Raw genomic sequence first — 21,726 nt, 5'->3', positions numbered from 1 at the left:
GAGGGTTTGTTGTTGGTACGAAGTGCGCGTCCCCACCGCGCGCGCTTCGGGTTTATCGATCGGGAACGAACACCGTCCCCAAGGCTGCGGGCGCGGTCGAACCGCCGGTTCGCGCCCGTGAGATCAGAACCAGCACGATGATGGTGGCGAGATAGGGCATCGCCGACATCAATTGCGACGGCACGCCGACGCCCCAGCCCTGCGCGTGCAATTGCAGGATCGTCACCGCGCCGAACAGATAGGCGCCGATCAGCAGCCGGCCCGGCCGCCATGACGAGAACACTACCAGCGCCAGCGCGATCCAGCCGCGGCCGGCGGTCATGCCGGGAATGAAGAACGGCGTATAGGCCAGCGGCAGATAGGCGCCGGCGAGGCCCGCGCAGCCGCCGCCAAACATCACCGCATAGAGCCGGATGGTGAGCACGGGATAGCCCAGCGCATGCGCGGAGGCGTGGTTGTCGCCGGCCGCGCGCAGGATCAGCCCGGCGCGGGTGCGGTACAGGAACCACCAGACGGCGATCACCAGCAGCAGCGAGAGGTAGACGAAGGCGTCCTCGCCGAACAGGATCCGGCCGACGAAGGGGATGTCGGTGAGGCCCGGGATGTAGAGCTTGGGTGCCGGCGTGATGCGCTCGCCGACGAAGCCGGCGCCGATCAGGCCGGAGGTGCCGACGCCGAGAATGGTCAGCGCCAGCCCGGTGGCGACCTGGTTGACGGCGAGGCCCAGCGCCATCAACGCGAACACCAGCGATAGTGCGACGCCGGCGGCGATGCCGCACAGCGCGCCAATGAGGATCGAGCCCGAATACAGCGCGCCGCCGAAGCCGCAGGCCGCACCCATGATCATCATGCCCTCGACGCCGAGATTGAGCACGCCGGCGCGTTCGGTGATCAGTTCGCCGGTGGCAGCCAGCAGCAGCGGCGTCGACGCCGCCAGCACCGCCAATATGATGGCCTCAAGCAATCCCATCGGCGGCCTTTCGCTGCGGCATGACGAGCTTGATCCGGTACAGGATGAGCGAGTCACAGGCCAGCACGTAGAACAGCAGGATGCCCTGGAACACCTTGGTCATGTCGAGCGGGATCTTCATCGCAATCTGCGCCTGTTCGCCGCCGATGAAGGTCAGGGCCAGGAACAGTCCAGCAATTAATATTCCAACCGGGTTTAGTCGCCCGAGAAACGCGACGATGATCGCGGTGAAGCCGTAGCCCGGCGAGATGCCCGGCTGCAGGTGTCCGATCGGGCCGGCGACCTCGATGATCCCGGCGAGGCCGGCCAGCGCGCCGGAGATCGCGAAGGTCAGCAAGATCAGCCGGTTCGACCGGAAGCCGCCGAACCGCGCGGCGCGCGGGGCGGCGCCGACGACGCGGATCTCGAAGCCCTTGATGGTGCGGCCGAGCAGCACGGCCGCGGCGGCGACGACGACCAGCGTGATGACGACGCCGAGATGCAGTCGCCCGCCCTCGAAGATCAGCGGCACGGTGGCTACGGGGTCGAATTCAGCGGTCGTCGGGAAGTTGAAGCCATTGGGATCCCGCCACGGCCCGCGCACCAGATAATCGAGAAACAATTCGGCGACATAGACCAGCATCAGGCTGACGAGGATTTCGCTGGCGCCGAACCGCACCCTGCAGATTGCCGGGATCAGCGCATAGAGCGCGCCGGCGGCCGCGCCGATCAGCAGCATCATGGGCATCACCCAGATTCCGGCATCGGTGCCCTGCGTCTTCACCGCGAGCCAACTGCCGGCGACCGCGCCGATCAGGAGCTGGCCCTCGGCGCCGATGTTCCAGACATTGGCCAGGTAACACATCGACAGGCCGATCGCGATCATCGCCAGCGGCGCGGCTTTCACCGCGATCTCCTGCAATGAGTAGCTGTCGGTCAGTGGCGTCACAAAATACACGCCGAGCGCGGTGATCGGATTTTTGCCAAGCAGTAGAAACAGCACGCTCATTGTTACGATCGTCAGGCCGATCGCGATGACAGGCGACACCAGCGCGATGGCGGTGGATCGCTCGCTGCGCTTCTCAAGCACCAATTGCATCAACGGGCTCCTTCGGTGCAAGCGTACTGCCGCCCATCAACAGGCCGAGCATTTCGCGGCTGGCGTCCGCAGCCACCAGCGGCTCGGAGAGGCGGCCGTGGAACATCACCGCGATACGGTCGGCGATCTCGGCGAGTTCGTCGAGGTCCTGGCTGGTAACGAGAATGGCGCAGCCGGCGCCGGCGAGATCGAGCAGCGCCTGGCGGATCACCGCGGCGGCACCCGCGTCGACGCCCCAGGTCGGCTGGCTCACCACCAGCAAAACCGGATTGCGCAGGATCTCGCGGCCAACGATGAATTTCTGCAAATTGCCGCCGGACAATGATGCGGCTTCCGGATCGCGCTTGGCCTTGCGGACATCGAATGCCTCGGTCGCGCGATCGACAGCGGACAGCGTGGCGCCGATATTGATGAAGCCGAGCTGCACCATGCCGGACGCCGCATGGCCGGTGAGCAGGGCATTTTCCGAAAGCCGCATCCGCGGCGCGGTGCCGTGGCCGAGCCGCTCTTCCGGCACGAAGGCCGCGCCGAGTTGGCGCCGGCTGGTGATCGAGAGATGGCCGGCGGCGTGTCCGTCGATCACGATGGTGCCGGGGTCCTTGGTCTGCCGCTCGCCGGAGAGGGCGGCAAACAACTCGTCCTGGCCGTTGCCGGCGACGCCGGCAATCCCCAGGATTTCGCCGCCCTTCAATTCAAGTGAGATGTTCTCGAGGTACACGCCATGCGGTTCGTCGGGCGCGAGGTTGAGATCGTTGACGACCAGGCGCGGCACCGTGGTCGTGCGGCCGGCGGCGGCGCGCACCTGCTTGATCTCGGCGCCGACCATCATCCTCGCCAGTGACGCCGCGGTTTCTTCGCGCGGGTTGCAGGTGGAGATCTTCTTGCCACCGCGCAGGATGGTGGCGGTGTCGCACAGCCGCTTCACCTCGTCCAGCTTGTGACTGATGTAGAGGATCGAGCGGCCCTCCGACTTCAGACGATCCAGCACCACGAACAACTGGTCCGCTTCCTGCGGCGTCAGCACCGCGGTGGGTTCGTCCAGGATCAGGAATTTCGGGTTTTGCATCAGCACGCGGACGATCTCGATGCGCTGGCGCTCGCCGACCGAGAGTTGCCAGACCTCGCGCTTGGGATCGAGCGGCAGGCCGTAGGTGCGGGAGACCTCCTCCAGCCGCGCCGACATCGCCTTGAAGGATTCCCGGCCGTCGAGCCCGAGCGCGACGTTCTCCGCCACGGTCAGATTGTCGAACAGTGAAAAGTGCTGGAACACCATGCCGATGCCGCGGGCGCGGGCATCATGCGGACCGGTCAGCACCATCTTCTCACCCTGCCAGAGCATCTCGCCTTCGCTAGGCTGGATCAGGCCGTAGATGGTTTTCACGAATGTCGATTTGCCTGCGCCGTTCTCGCCAAGCAGCGCGTGGATCTGCTGCGGCCAGATCTCGATGTCGATCGCATCGTTGGCGAGGAAACTGCCATAGCGCTTGGTCAGACCGACGGTCTGCAGCAGCGGCGTTTGTCCGGTCCACAGATGGGAAGGCATCGGATCGAGCATGCACAACCAGGCGTTGGAGAAGCGAGTGGGTAATTGTGTGCTAAACCGGAATGCAGCGTAAATCTCTAAAAAGCGTCATCATGTGCACAGCGTTTCAGCAAATCTCACGTTCTGCATCAATTGTCGGCGTCAAACCCGCACAGGGTGTGTCAAGCGGCGGGGTCCGTGCCTCAGTCCTTGCTGCAGCAGGCGTGGTGCCGCGCGGACGGCGACGCCGCTAGCTAGTCCTGCGTCGCCCAGAAACCTTCATGCTGGGCTGCGGCTTCGTCCTCCAGCAGCGGGCCGATCACCTCGATCGTCTTCTGGCCCGCCGCGAACACCGTGCGGCAGGGCAGGTCGAGCGTGGGGTTTTCCGGATGCGCCCCGGTGATGGCTTTCAATCTGGATTCGCCCAGGCCAAACACGACGCGGCCGATGCCCACCCAGTAGATTGCACCAGCACACATCGCGCACGGTTCGGCCGATGAATAAAGCGTGCTGCCCGCCAGCACCGCGGCCGACAGGCTGGTCGCTGCGGCCGAGCACAACAGCCTTTCTGCATGGGCGGTGCCGTCATGCGAGGGCATGAAGCCGTTCTCTGTTTCCAGCAGCAACTGGCCTTCGGAATCGACCAGCACGGCACCGAACGGGTGGTTGCCGTTGGCCACCGCGCGGTGGCTGGCGTCGAAGGCGCGGCGGAGATAGAACTCGTCACGCGTGGACTGATCGTTCATTGTCTCTCCTGTCCTCTGTTCGCTGAAAGGCGCTCGGACACTGCGGATTGGCCTGAGCCAATAGCCGAATTATACTGAAACGTCCCTCACCGCGGCAATGTCGCGGGCCACCAAAGAAGCATGATTGCCATGGAAGCGAAAGTCGCCCCGATCGTGTCGCTCGGCGCCGAGATCGTCGAACGCATCCATAGGCTGGCGGCGATTTCGGAGACGGCGGACGTTATCACGCGCGTCTTCCTCACGGCCGAGCACCGGGCCGCGGCGGAGCTGCTGATGGGCTGGATGCGCGACGCGGGAATGACCGCACAGCTCGACGCAATCGGCAATGTCTGCGGACGCTACGAAGGCGACCGGCCGGGCCTGCCGTGCCTGATGATCGGCTCGCATTTCGACACCGTCCGCGACGCCGGCCGCTGGGACGGGCCGCTCGGGGTGATCGCCGCCATCGCCTGCGTCGGCGACCTCAACCGGCGCGGCAAGCGGTTGCCCTTCGCGCTGGAAGTGACCGGCTTTGCCGATGAGGAGGGCGTGAGATTCGCCTCGACGCTGCTCGGCAGCCGCGCCGTCGCCGGCACCTTCAATGAAAGTGCGCTGGGCAGCAAGGACCGCTCGGGCCTCACCATGCGTGAGGCGATGGTCGCGTTCGGGCTCGACCCCGAGCACATCGGTGCCGCGGCGCGGGCGCGCAGCGAACTGCTGGGTTATGTCGAGCTGCATATCGAGCAGGGGCCGGTGCTGGAAGCCAAGCAGCTTCCGGTCGGCGTGGTCACCGCGATTGCCGGGGCGACGCGGCTGGCGGTGGAGCTGCGCGGCATGGCCGGCCACGCCGGCACCGTGCCGATGGCGCTGCGTCGCGACGCGCTGGCGGGGGCGGCGGAATGCATCGTGGCGATCGAGGAATTCTGCGCCAGCGACCGGGACGGGCTGGTCGGCACGGTCGGCTACATCAACGCGATGCCGGGCGCGACCAATGTGATTCCAGGCATGGTGTCGTTCACCATCGACATGCGCAGCCCGCGCGATTCCTTTCGCAAGCTGGCGGTCGCCGACGTGGTGCGCCAGATCGAGGAGATCGCCAGGCGCCGGCATCTGGCGCTGGAGATCAACGTCACCCATGAGAACCGCACCGTGCCTTGCGCGGCTTGGTTGCAGCAGCAGGTCGCCGAGGCGGTGAAGGACGAGGGCTACCCGGTGTTCGAATTGCCGAGCGGGGCAGGCCATGACGGCATGGCGATGATCGACATCGCTGACGTGGCGATGCTGTTCGTGTGCTGCCGCGGCGGTATCAGCCACCATCCCGCCGAGCACGTCGAGCCGGCGGATGTCGAAGCCGGCGCGCGCGTGCTGCTGCGGCTGATCGAGAATTTCCGGGCGAACGCCTGACACCACTATCCTCCGCGCGTCGTCGACGCAGGCTCGTGCCCGTTGACATTCGCGCGGCGGCTCCCGAAGCTGGTCTTAACGAGTAAAAAAATCAGGAGGATGCGGTGGGCGACAGCGAGTTTTTCAAACAGGGCCTCGAGGTCCGGCGCGACGTGCTGGGCAAGGACTATGTCGATGGCAGCCTTGCGAAGGCCGACGATTTCATGATGGCGTTTCAGGACATCACGACGTCGTGGTGCTGGGGCTATGCCTGGACACGGCCGGGGCTCGATCGCAAGACCCGCAGTATGCTCAATCTGGCGATGCTCACGGCTCTCAAGGCCCCGAACGAGCTGAAGCTGCATGTCAAGGGCGCGCTGACCAACGGCGTCACCGTCGAGGAGATCAAGGAGATCCTGCTGCATGCCACGGTGTATTCCGGCATTCCCGCAGGGCTTGAGGCGTTCAAGGCCGCACATGAGGTGCTGAAGGCGGAAGGCGTGTTGAAGGACGCCGGGTGAGCGCCGCTTTCCACGGCGTCTTTCCGTATCTGGTCTCGCCCACGGACGCCGACGGAAGGATCCGCACCGAGGTGCTCGGCCGGTTGTGCGATGAACTGATCGGGGCCGGCGTGCACGGCCTCACGCCACTCGGCTCGACCGGCGAGATCGCCTATCTTGGCCGCGAGCAGCGCCGCACGGTGGTGCAGGCGACGATCGAAGCCGCGCAGGGGCGCGTGCCGGTGGTGGCCGGTGTTGCCTCGACATCGACGGTGGACGCCGTGGCGCAGGCGAAATCGTACCAGAAACTCGGAGCCGACGGCATTCTCGCGATTCTAGAGGCGTATTTCCCGCTCAAGGACGCCCAGGTCGAATCCTATTTTCGCGCCATTGCGGATGCCGTCGATATCCCTGTCGTGATCTACACCAATCCGCAATTCCAGCGTTCCGATCTGACGCTCGACGTCGTCGCGCGGCTCGCCGAACATCCGCGGATTCGCTACATCAAGGACGCCTCGACCAATACCGGGCGGCTGCTGTCGATCATCAACCGCTGCGGCAGCGAGCTGCAGGTGTTTGCGGCCTCCGCGCACATTCCCGCGGCTGTGATGCTGATCGGCGGCGTCGGCTGGATGGCCGGTCCGGCCTGCGTGGCGCCGAAGCAGAGCGTGGAATTGTACGACCTGTGCAAGGCGCAGCGCTGGAACGAGGCGATGGCGCTGCAACGCCGGATGTGGCGGCTCAACGAAGCCTTCGCACGTTACAATCTGGCCGCCTGCATCAAGACCGGGCTGTCGATCCAGGGCTATGAGGTCGGCGATCCCCTCGCGCCGCAGGCGGCGCTCACGGCGGATGAACGCCGGGTCATCGAAGCGGTGCTGCGGGAGCTCGGCTGACCTGCGGCGGGGATGTTGGCTGCCGCGCGGCTTATGGGTTAGAACGCAGTGCAGCCTGTCTGCCAAAGGACCTCCTGATGAACATTCTGCCCGGTAATCTGCGTTTCGGCGCTGGCCTCTCGCCCAAGCGCCTTGAGGACAAGCGACTTCTCACCGGGAAGGGCCTTTTCATCGACGACAAGCCGGAAGACGGCGCGTTGTGGCTGCATGTGCTGCGCTCGCCGCATGCCCACGCGAAAATCATCTCGATCGATTGCGCCGCTGCGAAAGCGATGCCCGGCGTCACCGCCATCTACACCGGCGCGGACCTGGTCGCCGAAGACGTAGGCACGCTGCCGACGCTGCCGATCTTCAAGCGGCCCGACGGCTCGCCGGCGACCTTTCCGCCGCGCCGTTTGCTGGCGCACGAGATCGTGCGCTATGCCGGCGAAACGGTCGCCGCCATCGTCGCAACCTCGCGCACGGCCGCGCAACTCGCCGCCGAAGCGATCGACGTGCAATATGAGGTTATGCCGGCGGTGGTAGATCTTGCCACGGCGACCGAGCCCGGCGCGCCGAAGGTGTGGCCGGATGCCCCGGACAATATCGTCGCCGTGATGAGCTATGGCGACGCCGCCAATGTAGATGCCGCCTTCGCTGCGGCGAAGCACGTCGTCTCGCTCGACGTCACCAGCCAGCGCCTGGTCCCCTCGGCGATGGAGCCGCGCAGCACGATTGCCGAAGTCGACAAGAAGTCCGGCAAACTCACGCTGTTCGTGCAGAGTCAGACGCCGGCCTCGACCCGCGACATCCTGGCGGATTCGATCCTGAAGCGGCCGAAGGACAGCATCCGCGTGGTGGTCGGTGATATCGGTGGCGGCTTCGGCCAGAAGACCAGCCTGTATCCGGAAGACGGCATCGTCGCCTATGCGGCGGTCAAGCTCGGCCGCACCATTCGCTGGCGCGGTGACCGCACCGACGATTTCGTCGGCGGCACGCATGGCCGCGACCTCACCTCGATCGCCGCCATCGCACTCGATGCGAAAGGCCGCATCCAGGCCTATCGCGTCAAGTCGGTCGGCGGCACCGGCGCCTACATGTCCGGCACCGGCGTGATCATTCCGCTGGTGCTCGGACCCTTCGTGCAGACGAGCGTCTACGATTTGCAGAACGTGCATTACGACATCAAGGCGGTGATGACGCATACCGCGCCGGTCGGCGCCTATCGCGGCGCCGGGCGACCCGAGGCAGTGTTCATCATGGAGCGGCTGATGGACGCCGCGGCACGGCAGATCGGCATGGATCCGCGCACGATCCGCAAGGTCAACTACATCAAGCCGGCGCAGTTTCCCTACAAGAACGCGGTCGGCCAGACCTATGACAGCGGCGCTTTCGCGCATATGCTGGAGCGGGCGTCCGAACTGTCCGACTGGGATGGTTTTGCCGCCCGCAAGAAGGCGGCGAAGAAGAAGGGCCTGCTCTACGGCCGCGGCCTGACCAGCTACATCGAATGGACCGGCGGCCCCGGCACCAAGGAAACCGTGAAACTGCGCGCGACCGCCGAGGGCCGCGTCATCCTGCATTCCGGAACGCAGGCGATGGGGCAGGGGCTGCAGACCGCCTATTCGCAGCTGGTCGCGGAATCGCTAGGCATCGGCATGGACAAGATCGACGTGATCCAGGGGGATACCGACGTCATCGTCGGCATGGGCAGCGTCGGTTCGCGCTCGCTGTTCGTCGGCGGCACCGCGGCGGTCGTCTCGGCGCAGGACATGATCGCCAAGGCGCGCGAGAAGGCGTCGCATTTGCTGGAAGCCTCCGTCGACGACATCGAATATGCCGGCGGCTACCTCACCGTGGTCGGCACCGACAAGAAGATCGGCCTGTTCGAGATCGCCAAGGCCGAGAGCGGCGCCGAGCTCAGCGTCGAATCCACCGGCGTGGCCGACGGCCCGACCTGGCCGAACGGCACGCATATCTGCGAAGTCGAGATCGATCCGGAGACCGGCATCACCAATGTGGTGAAGTATACCACGGTCGACGATGTCGGCGTCGCGGTGAACCCGATGCTCGTCATCGGCCAGGTGCATGGCGGCGTCGTGCAGGGCATTGGCCAGGCGCTGTATGAAGGCGTGCATTACGATGCGGAAGGTCAGTTGCTCACTGCGACCTATCAGGACTACTGCATCCCGCGCGCCGCCGACGTGCCGCCGCTGTCGGTTACGCTCGATGGCTCGGCGCCCTGCGTGACCAATCCCCTGGGTTCGAAAGGCTGCGGCGAGTCTGGCGCGATCGGCGGGCCGCCCTGCATCACCAACGGCGTGCTCGATGCGCTGAGCGGCTATGGCATCACCCAGCTCGACACGCCGCTATCGCCGCTGAAAATCTGGGACGCGATCCGGAGCGCCGGCCCCCAAGCTTAAAAAAATACAACAAGAAACCACCGGAGAGGAACACCATGAAGAGCTATCAGGTCGCTGAATTCGAGGCACCGCTGGTGCTTGCCGAGATCGACACGCCGCAGCCGACCGGCACGCAGGTGCTGGTTCGCGTCAAGGCCGCGGGCGTATGCCACAGCGACCTGCATATCTGGGAGGGCGGCTATGAGCTCGGCCACGGCCGCAAGAGGCTGTCGCTGAAGGACCGCGGCATTTCGCTGCCGCGGACGATGGGCCATGAAACGGTCGGCGAGGTCGTGGCGTTCGGCCCGGACGCGCAGAACGAGCCGGGCGTGAAGATCGGCGACATCGCGCTGGTCTATCCCTGGATCGGCTGCGGCAAGTGCGCGGTGTGTCTGGCCGGCGACGAGAACATGTGCCTGAAGCCGAACTGTCTCGGCGTGCATTGCGACGGCGGCTATTCCGACCACATCCTGGTGCCGCATCCGCGCTATCTGCTCGATCTGCAGGGGCTCGATCCCGTCACCGCCGCGCCCTATGCCTGCTCCGGCGTCACGACCTACAGTGCGTTGAAGAAAGTCGAAAGCGATCTCGGCAATCCGATCGTGATTTTCGGCGCCGGCGGCCTCGGCCTGATGGCACTCGCGCTGCTCAAGGCGATGGGCGGCAAGGGCGCCATCGTCGTCGATATCGACGCCCGCAAGCGCGAGGCTGCGATCAAGGCTGGCGCGCTGGGTGCTGTCGATGGCAACGCGCCGGACGCGCTGGAGCAACTCGCCAAAGCCGCAGGCGGGCCTATCCTGTCGGTGATCGATCTGGTCGGTACGCCCTCGACGACGCAACTCGGCTTCGATGCGCTGTCGAAAGGCGGCAAATTGATCATGGTCGGGCTGTTCGGTGGCGGCGCCACCTGGGCGCTGCCCTTGATCGCGATGAAGGCGTTGACCATCCAGGGCAGCTATGTCGGCAATCTGCGTGAAACCCGTGAATTGCTCGAACTGGTGCGGACCAGGCACGTCGCGCCGATCCCGGTGATCCCGCTGCCGTTTGCGCAGGCCAACGCAGCGCTGGACGATCTTCGGGCCGGCAGACTTATCGGCCGCGCCGTGCTGACGCCGTAATTCTCACTGGATGGAAAATGCGCCGGCGGCGCGCCGGTCACTCATTCCTGTGATCGCAAGGAAGGCCGGCCCGCCGCCGCGCGTGTCAGCGCGCGCGGGGCACAGCGCAGAACTTCTCAGTGACTGAGAAAGCTATCCAATTTAGCGAATCAGAGAAGATAGCCTGCGGCTTAGGCGGGCAATTTCTCTTCGTCCGCGATCGACTCCATCAAAGCGACCATCTGGCGCTGAACGGTCTGGCTCTTGATTCGGCTATACGCGCGCAGCAGGCGCAGGCTGAAGGCGCTGTCGAGAAACAGCAGGCTTTCGACTTCGCGCGTCTTGCCGTCGCCGTCGTAGAAGAACGTCACCGGGACGTCGAGCGCGGTCGCAATTTGCTGCAAACGTGCTGCACCAACGCGATTCACGCCTTTTTCGTACTTCTGGACCTGCTGGAAACTGACGCCCAATTGCTCGCCCAAATCCGCCTGCGAGATTTTCTGCTCGACACGACGAAGGCGGATTCTTTTGCCCATCTCGATGTCGGGTTTGCCGGCGCTGCGCTGCTTCATTCGTCACCATTCAGTTTGTTGATACGGAAAATCTGATATTTTCTTGTTTGCTTTTTTTGTCGCCTGGTCCTCAACCTTCGGCCAATCGCCCATCCTTATACACAGCCTGAGCGCGAGGGGATGGAAGAATTCATCTTTCAACCACCGAAATTCAACAGGGTAAAGGATTCGACGATCAACAAGATCATGTCGTAACTCGGAGGTAACGGGTTGCAGCGTCAAAACCGCAGATAGGTCGATGTGAATCACTATGCCGAATGCCAGAATTCCCGCTCACTGCGAAATGTAGCCCGGAAGCAATTCCAGTCCTGTCCTTTTTGACACAGTCCAGACTACCGATGTGTCTCACCCCACGCGCATGGATTCAGCTGGAGCATCGCCGGAACCGTCACGTTTATCCTTAGCGTCTGGCGGGCAGCCTGCTACATCACGTTCTCGTGCATTCGGTTCCGTTCAAGCTAGCCGCGACCGGTTGGTTTCAAATTATGTCCGCGCGCAACCGAGCACCGCAGGCGATTATGCCACCACTGATAGCAGCGGCATTGTGCTGGCAGTCTGCGGTATCCAGCATGAGACCGTACCAATTCACTCGGCGTCGCAATTTTGCCCAAAGAACTTATTGCATACCGATGCTGTCAAAATCACGGCGTCGTCACGGTCGTCAAATATTACTGTCGGTGATGGCTGCATAAATCATGCTGCGCAGTTCGCGGCGCACCTGAGTGGCGCTGGATGGTAGTAACTGGGTCATCAGGATCGCGATCATGTCTTCGGCTGGATCGATCCAGAACGCGGTGCCCGCGGCGCCGCCCCAGGCATACTCGCCGGCGCTGCCGGCGATCATCGCCCGGGCTGGATCCATAGTTACCGAAAGGCCGAGGCCAAAACCGATCCCGGCATAGTTGGCTTCTGAGAACATCGACGTCGACATCTCCGTAAGATCACGGTGTCCTGGCAGATGGTTAGCCGTCATCAGCGCCAGCGTCTTCGGGCCGATCAGGCGCACGCCGTCCAGTTCGCCGCGATTCAGCAAGGCGCGGCAGAAGGTGAGATAGTCGGCCATGGTCGAGCACAGCCCGCCGCCGCCGGAGATGAACGATGGCGGCGTCAGGAATGAACTGGTGGCGGGATCGTCCTGAAGCACCTTGCCGCCGCGGCCATCGACGGCGTAGCAGGCCGCCAGCCGGTGCGCCTTTTCGGCAGGCACATGAAAACCTGTATCGGCCATGCCCAGCGGATCGAAGATGCGCTGCTGCAGGAATTGGTCGAATGGCTGCCCCGCAATCTTCTCGATGAGATAACCAAGCACGTCGGTGGATACCGAATAATTCCAGGCGTCGCCCGGCGAGAATTCCAGCGGGATGGTCGCAAGGTCGGCGACCATCGAGGCCATGGTGCCGGCCTTCTCGATCTCGCCGATCTTGAGCGCGCGGTAGGCGGCATCGACATTGGTGCGCTGCTGGAAGCCGTAGGTCAGCCCCGACGTATGGCGCAACAGGTCGATCACCAGCATCGGCCGCGCCGGTGGCCGGGTCAGAAACGGCGCCGTTACGCCGCTGCGGTACACGCCGAGATCTTTCCATTGCGGAATGTACTTGTGCACGGGCTCGTCGAGCGCGACGCGGCCTTCCTCCACCAGCATCATGAAGGCCACCGAGGTGATCGGCTTGGTCATCGAATAGATCCGGAAGATGCTGTCCTCACCCAACGGGATGTTGCGCTCGACATCGGCGAGGCCCTGCACGGCATGGTGCGCGATGCAGCCGCGTCGCCAGACCAGGAGCTGCGTGCCGGCAAAGCGACCGGCGTCGATGTAGTTGCGCTTCAGATGGGCATCGACGCGAGCCAACGCTGCGCCGGACATGCCGGCCTGTTCGGGCGAAGACGCGGAGAGCGAGTTTCGGGACTGCATCGCAATATCACTCCAGTATGTTGTCGAGCCCGAGCGCGGGACAGGGGACATGAACGAGCGGATTGGCCTTGCGATCTTACGCGTTGGCCACGATTACCATACTGTCTGGCGCTTTTCGCCGCGTCGGCGACATCGCCTGACCCGTCGCTCAGGCTCCCTCGCTCCAGTCGCGCTGGCCGAGGTCGTGCATGCTCTCCAGGAAGAATTGGTCGAATTGAAACGGCGGTTCGGGCGCCTGGCCGGCTTTTGCCATCACCGCATTCAGCTCCGCCCCGAGTTCGCCGACGCGCTCGGCGAAAATTGCCAGGCCGTCACGCTCGGGGCTTCCGACCACTTCGAACAGGCTCGCCTTGGTGACGTCGATTCGCCGGGCGACGACGCCGATGCCCGCATTGAGCGCATCGGTGCGCAGCGCGTCGAGTTTTCGCCCGAGCATGTCGAAATGTTGGATCGCCGCGGCGGCGTTGGCCTTTAGGTCGGCCTCGGCCTGCGACAGGATGGCGGCTGCCGATACCGCGAGCGCAGCCTTCAGCGTGGTCGCGGCGTCTCGCAGTGCTGCGGGAATCGGATCGGGATATGGGGCGGATAGGGGCATTCGCGGGTCCGTTCGATCGGGAGTTCGCTCTCTCTTAGCACCGATGCCGGTCTCCTGTGGCGGCGCATCACGGCATCGTGCCGCCGCCTGCCTGCTTCGGGTGCGTCGCACAAGAATTGAGCGTTGCGCAAGTTTTGGGTGCGCCGGCGCCTGGCACTGTTCTTCGGCCGAATACCTAAGCTTATGTAAAAAATCAGCTTTCAACGCGTATCCATTGTGGCACGAAGTTTGAATAGTTCTTACTGACGCCATTGTAGCCGTCACCATCCATCACACGCCGCACTGCCATCATGGGGGCGTCCCCCAGACGCGCCGCTATGTCTGTTCGCCTTCCGGTCCGAAGCGCGCTGCGACGTAACGGGGTGGAAATGGCGATGCTGGCCTTCAGGCTTGAAAGGACGATCGCGACGATGACGAAGTCAGTGACCCCATTGCCCCGCAAGTTGAGCCGCCGCCAATTGCTGAAGGCCGGCGCCGGGACCGCAGCCCTGCTGGCCGCCGTGAAGCTGAATTTCCCCGCCGGCGCCTTCGCGCAGGGCGCAGGCCCCGAAGTGAAGGGCGCCAAGCTAGGCTTCATCGCGCTGACCGATGCGGCCCCGCTGTTCATTGCCAAGGAGAAGGGCATTTTCGCCAAATACGGCCTGCCGGAAACCGAAGTCCTGAAGCAGGCGTCGTGGGGCACCACGCGCGACAATCTGGTGCTCGGCTCCGAAGGCAACGGTATCGACGGCGCCCATATCCTGACGCCGATGCCCTATTTGATTTCCGCCGGCAAGGTCACGCAGAATAACGTGCCGACGCCGATGTACATCCTGGCGCGCCTCAATCTGAACGGCCAGAGCATCTCGGTCGGCAAGGAATATGCCGAGCTCAAGATCGGCCTCGACACCGCGCCGTTCAAGGCGGCGATCGAGAAGAAGAAAGCCACCGGCAAGTCGGTCAAGGCGGCGATGACCTTCCCCGGCGGTACGCATGATTTGTGGATCCGCTATTGGCTGGCTGCCGGCGGCATCGATCCCGACAAGGACATCGAAACCATCGTGGTGCCGCCGCCTCAGATGGTCGCCAACATGAAGGTCGGCACGATGGACTGCTTCTGCGTCTGCGAGCCGTGGAACCTGCAGTTGATCCACCAGAACATCGGCTACACCGCGCTGACCACCGGCGAACTCTGGAACAAGCATCCGGAGAAGTCGCTCGGCATGCGCGCCGCCTGGGTCGACAAGAACCCCAGGGCCGCCAAGGCGCTGCTGATGGCGGTGATGGAAGCGCAGCAATTCTGCGAGAAGTCGGAAAACCGCGACGAGGTCGCCGCGATCAACGCCAAGCGGCAGTGGATCAACTGCCCGGTGGAAGACGTCACCGACCGCGTCAGGGGCAAGTTCGACTACGGCACCGGCCGCGTCGTCGAGAATTCGCCGCACATCATGAAGTTCTGGGACGACTTCGCCTCCTACCCCTACCAGAGCCATGACCTGTGGTTCATGACCGAGGACATCCGCTGGGGCAAGTACGACGCCGGCTTCGACTCCAAGGCGCTGATCGCCAAGGTCAACCGCGAAGACCTCTGGAAGGAAGCCGCCAAGGAGATGGGCGTCACTGCGATGCCGACCTCGACCTCGCGCGGCAAGGAGACCTTCTTCGACGGCAAGGTGTTCGATCCGGAGAACCCCGCAGCCTACCTGAAGTCGCTCGCCATCAAGCGCGTCGAGGTCTGAACCGTTCAGCCGCGACTTGCCCGACGATGAACTGAGCACGGAGACATTGCGATGAACATGCAAGCCATCAACACCGAAACCGCGGCAGCTTTGGCAAACCCGAAATCCGGTGCGGCCATCGCCGCACCGAAGGCGGGTTTGCCGGTCGTCGCGATGTCTCCGGCGAGACCTGCCGGTCCCGGCAAATTCCGCAAGATGGCCGGCGAGGTCGCGGTTCGCGTGATCCCGCCGCTGGTGGTTTTCGTGCTGCTGATGGTGTTCTGGGAGCTGGTGTGCCGGCGCGCGGGATCGACCCTGCCGCCGCCGTCAAAGGTCTATGCCGACACCAAGGAGTTGATCTTCGATCCGTTCTTCGACCGGGGCGGCATCGACAAGGGCCTGTTCTGGCATCTCTCCGCCAGCCTGCTGCGCGTCGCCTACGGCTATTCGCTGGCCGCTATCGCCGGCATCGCCTTGGGCACGCTGGTCGGCCAGTCGGTCTGGGCGATGCGCGGGCTCGATCCGATCTTCCAGGTGCTGCGCACCATCCCGCCTTTGGCCTGGCTGCCGCTGGCGCTTGCCGCGTTCCGCGACGGCCAGCCGTCGGCGATCTTCGTGATCTTCATCACCTCGATCTGGCCGATCATCATCAATACTGCGGTCGGCATCCGCAACATTCCGCAGGACTATCGCAACGTCGCGGCCGTGGTGCAGCTCAACCCGATCGAGTTCTTCACCAAGGTGATGCTGCCGGCGGCGGCGCCCTATATCTTCACCGGCCTGCGTATCGGCATCGGGCTTTCCTGGCTGGCGATCATCGCGGCAGAAATGTTGATCGGCGGCGTCGGCATCGGCTTTTTCATCTGGGACGCCTGGAATTCTTCGCATATCAGCGAAATCATCCTGTCGCTGTTCTACGTCGGCATCATCGGCTTCATTCTCGACCGCATGATCGCCGGCTTAGGCAACCTCGTCACCCACGGCACTTCAGTCAGTTGAAATTTGGGTCAGCCAAGGAAACGATCATGAAGCCCTATCTGAAGCTCGATCACATCGACAAGGTTTTTACCCGCGGCAACGTATCGTCCGAGGTGCTGAAGGACATCAACCTGACGCTGGCCAAGGGCGAATACGTCTCGATCATCGGCCACTCCGGCTGCGGCAAGTCGACGATGCTCAACATCATCGCCGGCCTGACCACCGCGACGATGGGCGGCGTACTGCTGGAGGACCGCGAGGTCAATTCGCCGGGGCCGGACCGCGCCGTGGTGTTTCAGAACCACAGCCTGCTGCCGTGGCTCACCGTCTATCAGAACGTTCAGCTCGGCGTCGACAAGGTGTTCGCCCGGTCGAAGAGCAAGAAGGAACGCGAGGCCTGGATCGTGCATAATCTCAACCTCGTGCAGATGACCCACGCCAAGGACAAGCGGCCTTCGGAGATCTCCGGCGGCATGAAGCAGCGCGTCGGCATTGCGCGCGCGCTGGCGATGGAGCCGAAGGTGTTGCTGCTCGACGAGCCCTTTGGTGCGCTGGACGCGCTGACCCGCGCGCATCTGCAGGATTCGGTGATGGCGCTGCACCAGAAGCTAGGCAACACCATCGTCATGATCACCCATGACGTCGACGAGGCGGTGTTGCTATCGGACCGCATCGTGATGATGACGAACGGCCCCAGCGCCACGATCGGCGAAGTGCTCGACGTGCCGCTGGCGCGGCCGCGCAGGCGGCTCGAGCTCGCGACCGATCCTGTCTATCTGAGCTGCCGCAAGCGCGTGCTGGAATTTCTGTACGAGCGCCACAAATTCGTCGAGGCGGCGTAGGGGCGCTCCACGCAATGGCATCTCCCCGTCATTGCGAGGAGCGAAGCGGCGCGGCAATCCAGAGAGCCGCAAACTAGGCAAGGCTGGATCGCTTCCTCGCCAAGAGGTTCCTCGCAATGACGGTGAAAGCGACAGAGCCGCGTTTCATTCTTGCTTCCTGAGGGTATGGGTCCCCGCTTTCGCGGGGACGACAGTGGAGAGAGGGAGACCACCATGACGCCGCAGCAGACCGAATTGATACAGCAGAGCTTCGCCAAAGTCGTCCCGATCGCCGATCAAGCGGCGGTGCTGTTCTACGATCGCCTGTTCGAGATCGCGCCTGATGTGAAGCCGATGTTTCACGATGCCGATATGGCCGAGCAGCGTCGCAAGCTGATGGAGACGCTCGGCATCGTGGTGACCGGGCTGTCGCGGCTGGAAACCGTGCTGCCCGCCGCTAGCGCGCTGGCCAAACGGCACGTCGGCTACGGCGCCAAGGACGAGCACTATCCGATCGTCGGATCTGCCTTGCCATGGACGCTGGAGAAGGGTCTCAGCGAGGCCTGGAACCCCGAACTCGCAGACGCCTGGACGACCGCCTACGGCACGCTGTCGGGCTACATGATTTCCGAGGCGCATGGTGCGCAGGCGGCCGAGTAAGGAAAAAACGTGAGCGAAGCGCTGGTCATCATCGGCAACGGCATGGCGGCGGCAAAGCTGGTCGACGAGCTCGCACAATGCGCGCTCGGCCGCTATGCCATCGCGGTGATCGGCGACGAGCCGCGGCTGGCCTATAACCGCGTGCTGCTGTCCTCGGTGCTGGCCGGCGAGGCGACCCATGACGAGATCGAGCTGCGCCCGGCATCATGGTGGCGCGACCGCGGCGTCACGCTGAAATACGGCGCAACGGCAGTTTCGATCGACATGACCGCACGCGAAGTCCGGACCTCGACCGGCAAGCCTGTGCCGTTCTCGAAGCTGGTGTTTGCCACCGGCTCCTCGGCGCTGCGGCTGCCGGTGCCCGGCGCCGAGCTCGCCGGCGTGCACACGTTTCGTGACAGCCACGATGTCGATGGGCTGCTCGACCTTGCCGCACAGAACAAGCGCGTCGTGGTGGTGGGTGGCGGGCTGCTCGGGCTGGAGGCGGCATACGGCCTCGCCAAGGCCGGCGCGAGCGTGACGCTGATCCATTTGATGGACCGTTTGATGGAGCGACAGCTCGATGCCGCTGCCGCCGCGCTGCTGAGAACACTTGTGGAGCGCAAGGGCGTCACGGTGCTGCTTGAGGCCAACACGGCCCGGATCTGTGGCGATGGATCCGTGCAAGGGGTTGAACTGACGGACGGTCGCCGGCTTGAGACCGATGCCGTGATCTTCGCGGCGGGCATCCGGCCCAATGCGTCGCTGGCGAGAGAGGCCGGCGTGCCAGTCAATCGCGGCATCGTGGTCGATGACCGGATGGCGACCGGAACCGAGAACATCTTTGCGCTCGGCGAATGTGCCGAGCATCGCGGCACTTGTTACGGGCTGGTCGCGCCGGCCTATGAACAGGCCAAAGTGTTGGCGCAGCATCTCGCAGGCGGCAGCGCTGCCTATGAAGGCAGCGTGCTCGCCACCAACTTGAAAGTGTCCGGCGTCAGCGTGTTCTCGGCCGGTGACTTTGTGGCGGCCGCAGGCAGCGAGACATTGCTGCTCAACGACATCCGCCACGGCATCTACAAGAAGCTGGTGATCGCCGAAGGCCGGCTGACGGGCGCGGTGCTCGTCGGTGATACCCACGATGCGTTGTGGTATCTCGAATTGATCCGCAGCGGTGCCGATGTCGCCCGGCTTAGAACGAACCTGATGTTCGGCCGCTCGCTCGCCGAGGCCGCGTGATGACGGCGATGGACCCGAACCTTCGCGCCACCAAGACGAGTTGTCCCTATTGCGGCGTCGGCTGCGGCGTGCTGGCCACGCCCGACGGGACCGGTGGTGCGGTGATCGCCGGTGATCCCGAGCATCCCGCCAATTTCGGCCGGCTGTGCTCGAAGGGCTCCGCGCTCGGCGAGACGCTAGGTCAGAGCGAACGACTGCTGCATCCGATGATTCGTGGTGAATCCGGCGCAATGCAGCAGGTGGCGTGGGGCACCGCGCTGGACCATGCGGCGGATCGCTTTCGTGCCATCATCAGGCAACACGGTCCGGACTCGGTGGCGTTCTATCTGTCCGGGCAATTGCTGACCGAGGATTATTACGTCGCCAACAAGCTGATGAAGGGATTCATCGGCAGCGCCAATGTCGATACCAATTCGCGGCTCTGCATGGCGTCGTCGGTCGCCGGCCACAAGCGCGCGTTCGGCGCCGACACCGTGCCGGGTTGCTATGAAGATCTCGACGAGGCCGACCTGCTGGTGCTGGCCGGCTCCAACGCCGCGTGGTGCCATCCGGTCTTGTACCAGCGCATGCTCGCCAATAAGCAGGCGCGCGGCGCCCGCATCGTGGTGATCGATCCGCGCCGCACCGGTACGGCGGGCGACGACGACCTGTTCCTCGGCCTGAAGCCCGGCACCGACACGGCATTGTTCAGTGGATTGCTGGCATACCTCGCGGACAACGGCGCCCTCGATCAGGACTATATCGACGCACATACGATGGGCTTCGACGCGGCACTGGCCCGCGCGCGAAACATCGCCGGCAGCGTGGCGGCAACGGCGTTGGCGACCGGCCTGCCGGAGACCGATGTCGCAGCCTTCTTTCACCTGTTCCGCAATACGCCGCGCGTCGTCACGCTGTATTCGCAGGGCGTCAACCAGTCGGCGCAGGGCACCGACAAGGTCAACGCCATCCTCAACTGCCATCTGGCGACGGGGCGGATCGGGCGGATCGGCATGGGCCCGTTCTCGCTGACCGGGCAGCCGAACGCGATGGGCGGCCGCGAGGTCGGCGGCCTTGCCAACCAGCTCGCCGCGCATATGGGGTTTACCCCGCCGGAAATCGATCGCGTCCGCCGGTTCTGGAAGGCGCCGCGCGTCGCCACGCACGAAGGCCTCAAGGCGGTGCAGATGTTCGAGGCGATCGCCCGCGGCGGAATTAAGGCGCTCTGGGTGATCGGCACCAACCCCGTCGTGTCACTGCCCAACGCGGATGCCGTGCGCGCGGCCGTCGGCACGCTCGACCTGTTCGTGGTGTCGGAGAATGTGCGGTCCAACGACACCGTGAACGCCGGCGCGCATGTGCTGCTGCCGGCTCACGCTTGGGGTGAGAAGTCCGGCACCGTTACCAATTCGGAACGCCGGATATCGCGGCAGCGCTCGTTCCTGAAGCCGGCCGGCGAGGCGATGCCGGACTGGTGGATTTTAAGCGAGGTCGCCAGACGTCTCGGCTTCGGCGCGGGCTTCAACTACAGCTCGGCGGCAGACATCTTTCGCGAACATGCCGCGCTGTCGGCGTTCGAGAACAATGGCCGCCGCGATTTCGATATCGGCGGGCTGGCCAAAGTCTCCGACGACGGCTTCGACAGCATGGCGCCGGTGCTGTGGCCGCTACGCGAAGGCACCACGCAGCCGCAGCCGCGCTTTTTCGCCGAAGGCGGATTCTACGCCAAGGATTTTCGCGCGCGCTTTATCGCCGTGGAGATGCCCGCGCTGCGCAGCGCGACTTCGGCGACACGGCCGTTGCGATTGAACACCGGCCGCATCCGCGACCAGTGGCACACCATGACCCGCACCGGCCTCAGCCCGCGGCTAGGCCAACATCTGCCGGAGCCGTTTGTCGAGATCCATCCGGATGATGCCGTGCCGGCCGGAGTCAGCGAGGGCGGCTATGCGAATCTCACGACCGATTACGGCACCTGCGTCCTGAAGGTGGTCATCAGCCCGCGCCAGCAGCGCGGCCTGCTGTTCGCGCCGATCCACTGGAATGACGAAACCGCGTCCTTTGCGCGAGTCGGCGCACTGGTGGCGCCGTTCGTCGATCCGTTCTCCGGCCAGCCCGAAAACAAGGCAACGCCGGTGTCGATCGCGCCAATGGCCTATGCGCAGCGCGGCTTCGTGCTGTCACGCAGGCCGCTGGACTTGCCTGAGCAAGCGCTGTGGACGCGGATCGCCGTCGCGGGCGGCGTCGGCTATGTCATCGCGCACAATTCCGATGTCGCGACGTGGAAGGAATGGCTTCAGCCCTTGCGCGGCGACGACGTTGCCGAGTTCGAGGACACCGCCCGCGGCGTGTTCCGTGCGGCGTCGTTCGTCGATGACAGGATCGAGACCTGCCTCTTCATCGGTCCTGCAATGGATGGCGTGGACTGGGATTCGGTCAAGACGCTGTTCGCCGCGGAGGCGGTCAGCGACGACCAGCGCCGCATGCTGCTGTCCGGCAAATCCGTCGATGGCCATGCCAGCGCCGGCCCCATCGTCTGCGCGTGCTTCGGCGTCGGTCGCACCACGATCTGCGATGCCATCGCCGCGGGGGCAGGCAGTGCCGCAGAGATCGGGGCGCAGCTCAAGGCCGGCACCAATTGCGGCTCGTGCATTCCGGAACTGAACCGGCTGATTGCGGGGGTGGCCAAGCCAAAGCAGTTGGTGGCGGTGAACTGAAAGAAATTGTCATTCCGGGGCGCGA

The 21,726-nt window shown here is 64.4% G+C and carries 18 protein-coding genes; 11 read left to right on the top strand and 7 right to left on the bottom strand.

Going from position 1 to position 21,726, the window contains the following annotated elements:
• Window positions 1–52 precede the first annotated feature (52 nt).
• The 4 genes from FIU28_RS18585 to FIU28_RS18570 all read right to left on the bottom strand — a co-directional run bounded on the left by FIU28_RS18585 (window position 53) and on the right by FIU28_RS18570 (window position 4,316).
• Complete coding sequence (locus tag FIU28_RS18585) at window positions 53–970, bottom strand: ABC transporter permease (protein ID WP_143574659.1); 918 nt, start codon at window positions 968–970, stop codon at window positions 53–55.
• Window positions 957–2,048 carry an ABC transporter permease gene (locus FIU28_RS18580; RefSeq protein WP_143574658.1) on the bottom strand — a complete coding sequence of 364 codons (1,092 nt, stop codon included), beginning with the start codon at window positions 2,046–2,048 and terminating at the stop codon, window positions 957–959. The genes FIU28_RS18585 and FIU28_RS18580 overlap by 14 nt, the downstream gene beginning before the upstream one ends.
• Window positions 2,032–3,603 carry an ABC transporter ATP-binding protein gene (locus FIU28_RS18575; RefSeq protein ID WP_143574657.1) on the bottom strand — a complete coding sequence of 524 codons (1,572 nt, stop codon included), beginning with the start codon at window positions 3,601–3,603 and terminating at the stop codon, window positions 2,032–2,034. Before FIU28_RS18575 ends, FIU28_RS18580 begins: the two co-directional genes overlap by 17 nt.
• Window positions 3,604–3,824: 221 nt before the next feature.
• On the bottom strand, window positions 3,825–4,316 hold the full coding sequence (locus FIU28_RS18570; protein WP_143574656.1) for a nucleoside deaminase: 492 nt from the start codon (window positions 4,314–4,316) through the stop codon (window positions 3,825–3,827).
• 129 nt (window positions 4,317–4,445) lie between these two features.
• On the opposite strand from FIU28_RS18570, the gene FIU28_RS18565 reads away from it, so the two are divergent.
• The 5 genes from FIU28_RS18565 (at window position 4,446) to FIU28_RS18545 (ending at window position 10,573) form a co-directional block, all read left to right on the top strand.
• Window positions 4,446–5,699: an allantoate amidohydrolase gene (locus tag FIU28_RS18565; protein WP_168202972.1), complete on the top strand. Its 1,254-nt coding sequence runs from the start codon at window positions 4,446–4,448 to the stop codon at window positions 5,697–5,699.
• Window positions 5,700–5,803: 104 nt separating this feature from the next.
• Window positions 5,804–6,199: a carboxymuconolactone decarboxylase family protein gene (locus FIU28_RS18560; protein ID WP_143574654.1), complete on the top strand. Its 396-nt coding sequence runs from the start codon at window positions 5,804–5,806 to the stop codon at window positions 6,197–6,199.
• Window positions 6,196–7,074 (top strand): dihydrodipicolinate synthase family protein, encoded by an 879-nt coding sequence (locus FIU28_RS18555; RefSeq protein WP_143574653.1) that lies wholly within the window; start codon window positions 6,196–6,198, stop codon window positions 7,072–7,074. The genes FIU28_RS18560 and FIU28_RS18555 overlap by 4 nt, the downstream gene beginning before the upstream one ends.
• Window positions 7,075–7,151: 77 nt before the next feature.
• Complete coding sequence (locus FIU28_RS18550) at window positions 7,152–9,476, top strand: xanthine dehydrogenase family protein molybdopterin-binding subunit (RefSeq protein ID WP_143574652.1); 2,325 nt, start codon at window positions 7,152–7,154, stop codon at window positions 9,474–9,476.
• A gap of 35 nt (window positions 9,477–9,511) precedes the next feature.
• Window positions 9,512–10,573, top strand: coding sequence for an alcohol dehydrogenase (locus FIU28_RS18545; protein ID WP_143574651.1), 1,062 nt, complete (start codon window positions 9,512–9,514; stop codon window positions 10,571–10,573).
• Between the two features lie 170 nt (window positions 10,574–10,743).
• On the opposite strand, the gene FIU28_RS18540 is transcribed toward FIU28_RS18545, so the two are convergent.
• The 3 genes from FIU28_RS18540 to FIU28_RS18530 form a co-directional block, all read right to left on the bottom strand.
• A complete protein-coding gene (locus FIU28_RS18540; protein ID WP_143574650.1) occupies window positions 10,744–11,124 on the bottom strand; it encodes a helix-turn-helix domain-containing protein in 381 nt (126 codons plus the stop codon).
• Between the two features lie 661 nt (window positions 11,125–11,785).
• Window positions 11,786–13,036 carry a serine hydrolase domain-containing protein gene (locus FIU28_RS18535; RefSeq protein WP_143574649.1) on the bottom strand — a complete coding sequence of 417 codons (1,251 nt, stop codon included), beginning with the start codon at window positions 13,034–13,036 and terminating at the stop codon, window positions 11,786–11,788.
• Window positions 13,037–13,184: 148 nt separating this feature from the next.
• Entirely contained in the window at window positions 13,185–13,631 is a 447-nt protein-coding gene (locus tag FIU28_RS18530) for a hypothetical protein (RefSeq protein ID WP_143574648.1), read from the bottom strand.
• A 410-nt stretch (window positions 13,632–14,041) separates the two neighbouring features.
• Here FIU28_RS18530 and FIU28_RS18525 point away from each other — a divergent pair, with 410 nt between their 5' ends.
• From FIU28_RS18525 to FIU28_RS18500, 6 genes are all read left to right on the top strand, one after another.
• Entirely contained in the window at window positions 14,042–15,349 is a 1,308-nt protein-coding gene (locus tag FIU28_RS18525; RefSeq protein ID WP_143574647.1) for a CmpA/NrtA family ABC transporter substrate-binding protein, read from the top strand.
• Between the two features lie 51 nt (window positions 15,350–15,400).
• Entirely contained in the window at window positions 15,401–16,327 is a 927-nt protein-coding gene (gene ntrB / locus FIU28_RS18520; protein ID WP_168202971.1) for a nitrate ABC transporter permease, read from the top strand.
• Window positions 16,328–16,353: 26 nt separating this feature from the next.
• Window positions 16,354–17,148, top strand: coding sequence for an ABC transporter ATP-binding protein (locus tag FIU28_RS18515; RefSeq protein WP_143574646.1), 795 nt, complete (start codon window positions 16,354–16,356; stop codon window positions 17,146–17,148).
• A gap of 213 nt (window positions 17,149–17,361) precedes the next feature.
• Window positions 17,362–17,787, top strand: a complete 426-nt coding sequence (locus FIU28_RS18510) for a globin family protein (RefSeq protein WP_143574645.1) — start codon at window positions 17,362–17,364, stop codon at window positions 17,785–17,787.
• A 9-nt stretch (window positions 17,788–17,796) separates the two neighbouring features.
• A complete protein-coding gene (locus FIU28_RS18505) occupies window positions 17,797–19,005 on the top strand; it encodes an NAD(P)/FAD-dependent oxidoreductase (RefSeq protein ID WP_143574644.1) in 1,209 nt (402 codons plus the stop codon).
• On the top strand, window positions 19,005–21,701 hold the full coding sequence (locus FIU28_RS18500; RefSeq protein WP_143574643.1) for a nitrate reductase: 2,697 nt from the start codon (window positions 19,005–19,007) through the stop codon (window positions 21,699–21,701). The genes FIU28_RS18505 and FIU28_RS18500 overlap by 1 nt, the downstream gene beginning before the upstream one ends.
• The last annotated feature ends 25 nt before the right edge of the window (window positions 21,702–21,726 follow it).

This window comes from Tardiphaga sp. vice154, from assembly GCF_007018645.1.
Lineage (GTDB): Bacteria > Pseudomonadota > Alphaproteobacteria > Rhizobiales > Xanthobacteraceae > Tardiphaga.
Note: the sequence above shows the minus strand (reverse complement) of the source record. Positions and strands in the feature narration are given on the sequence as shown.

What these genes read in the sequence shown, in the direction of transcription:
- FIU28_RS18585 (WP_143574659.1), bottom strand. Translation starts at nt 970, where the DNA reads ATGGGATTGCTTGAGGCCATCATATTGGCGGTGCTGGCGGCGTCGACG.
- FIU28_RS18580 (WP_143574658.1), bottom strand. Translation starts at nt 2,048, where the DNA reads ATGCAATTGGTGCTTGAGAAGCGCAGCGAGCGATCCACCGCCATCGCG.
- FIU28_RS18575 (WP_143574657.1), bottom strand. Translation starts at nt 3,603, where the DNA reads ATGCTCGATCCGATGCCTTCCCATCTGTGGACCGGACAAACGCCGCTG.
- FIU28_RS18570 (WP_143574656.1), bottom strand. Translation starts at nt 4,316, where the DNA reads ATGAACGATCAGTCCACGCGTGACGAGTTCTATCTCCGCCGCGCCTTC.
- FIU28_RS18565 (WP_168202972.1), top strand. Translation starts at nt 4,446, where the DNA reads ATGGAAGCGAAAGTCGCCCCGATCGTGTCGCTCGGCGCCGAGATCGTC.
- FIU28_RS18550 (WP_143574652.1), top strand. Translation starts at nt 7,152, where the DNA reads ATGAACATTCTGCCCGGTAATCTGCGTTTCGGCGCTGGCCTCTCGCCC.
- FIU28_RS18545 (WP_143574651.1), top strand. Translation starts at nt 9,512, where the DNA reads ATGAAGAGCTATCAGGTCGCTGAATTCGAGGCACCGCTGGTGCTTGCC.
- FIU28_RS18540 (WP_143574650.1), bottom strand. Translation starts at nt 11,124, where the DNA reads ATGAAGCAGCGCAGCGCCGGCAAACCCGACATCGAGATGGGCAAAAGA.
- FIU28_RS18535 (WP_143574649.1), bottom strand. Translation starts at nt 13,036, where the DNA reads ATGCAGTCCCGAAACTCGCTCTCCGCGTCTTCGCCCGAACAGGCCGGC.
- FIU28_RS18530 (WP_143574648.1), bottom strand. Translation starts at nt 13,631, where the DNA reads ATGCCCCTATCCGCCCCATATCCCGATCCGATTCCCGCAGCACTGCGA.
- FIU28_RS18525 (WP_143574647.1), top strand. Translation starts at nt 14,042, where the DNA reads ATGACGAAGTCAGTGACCCCATTGCCCCGCAAGTTGAGCCGCCGCCAA.
- ntrB (WP_168202971.1), top strand. Translation starts at nt 15,401, where the DNA reads ATGAACATGCAAGCCATCAACACCGAAACCGCGGCAGCTTTGGCAAAC.
- FIU28_RS18515 (WP_143574646.1), top strand. Translation starts at nt 16,354, where the DNA reads ATGAAGCCCTATCTGAAGCTCGATCACATCGACAAGGTTTTTACCCGC.
- FIU28_RS18510 (WP_143574645.1), top strand. Translation starts at nt 17,362, where the DNA reads ATGACGCCGCAGCAGACCGAATTGATACAGCAGAGCTTCGCCAAAGTC.
- FIU28_RS18500 (WP_143574643.1), top strand. Translation starts at nt 19,005, where the DNA reads ATGACGGCGATGGACCCGAACCTTCGCGCCACCAAGACGAGTTGTCCC.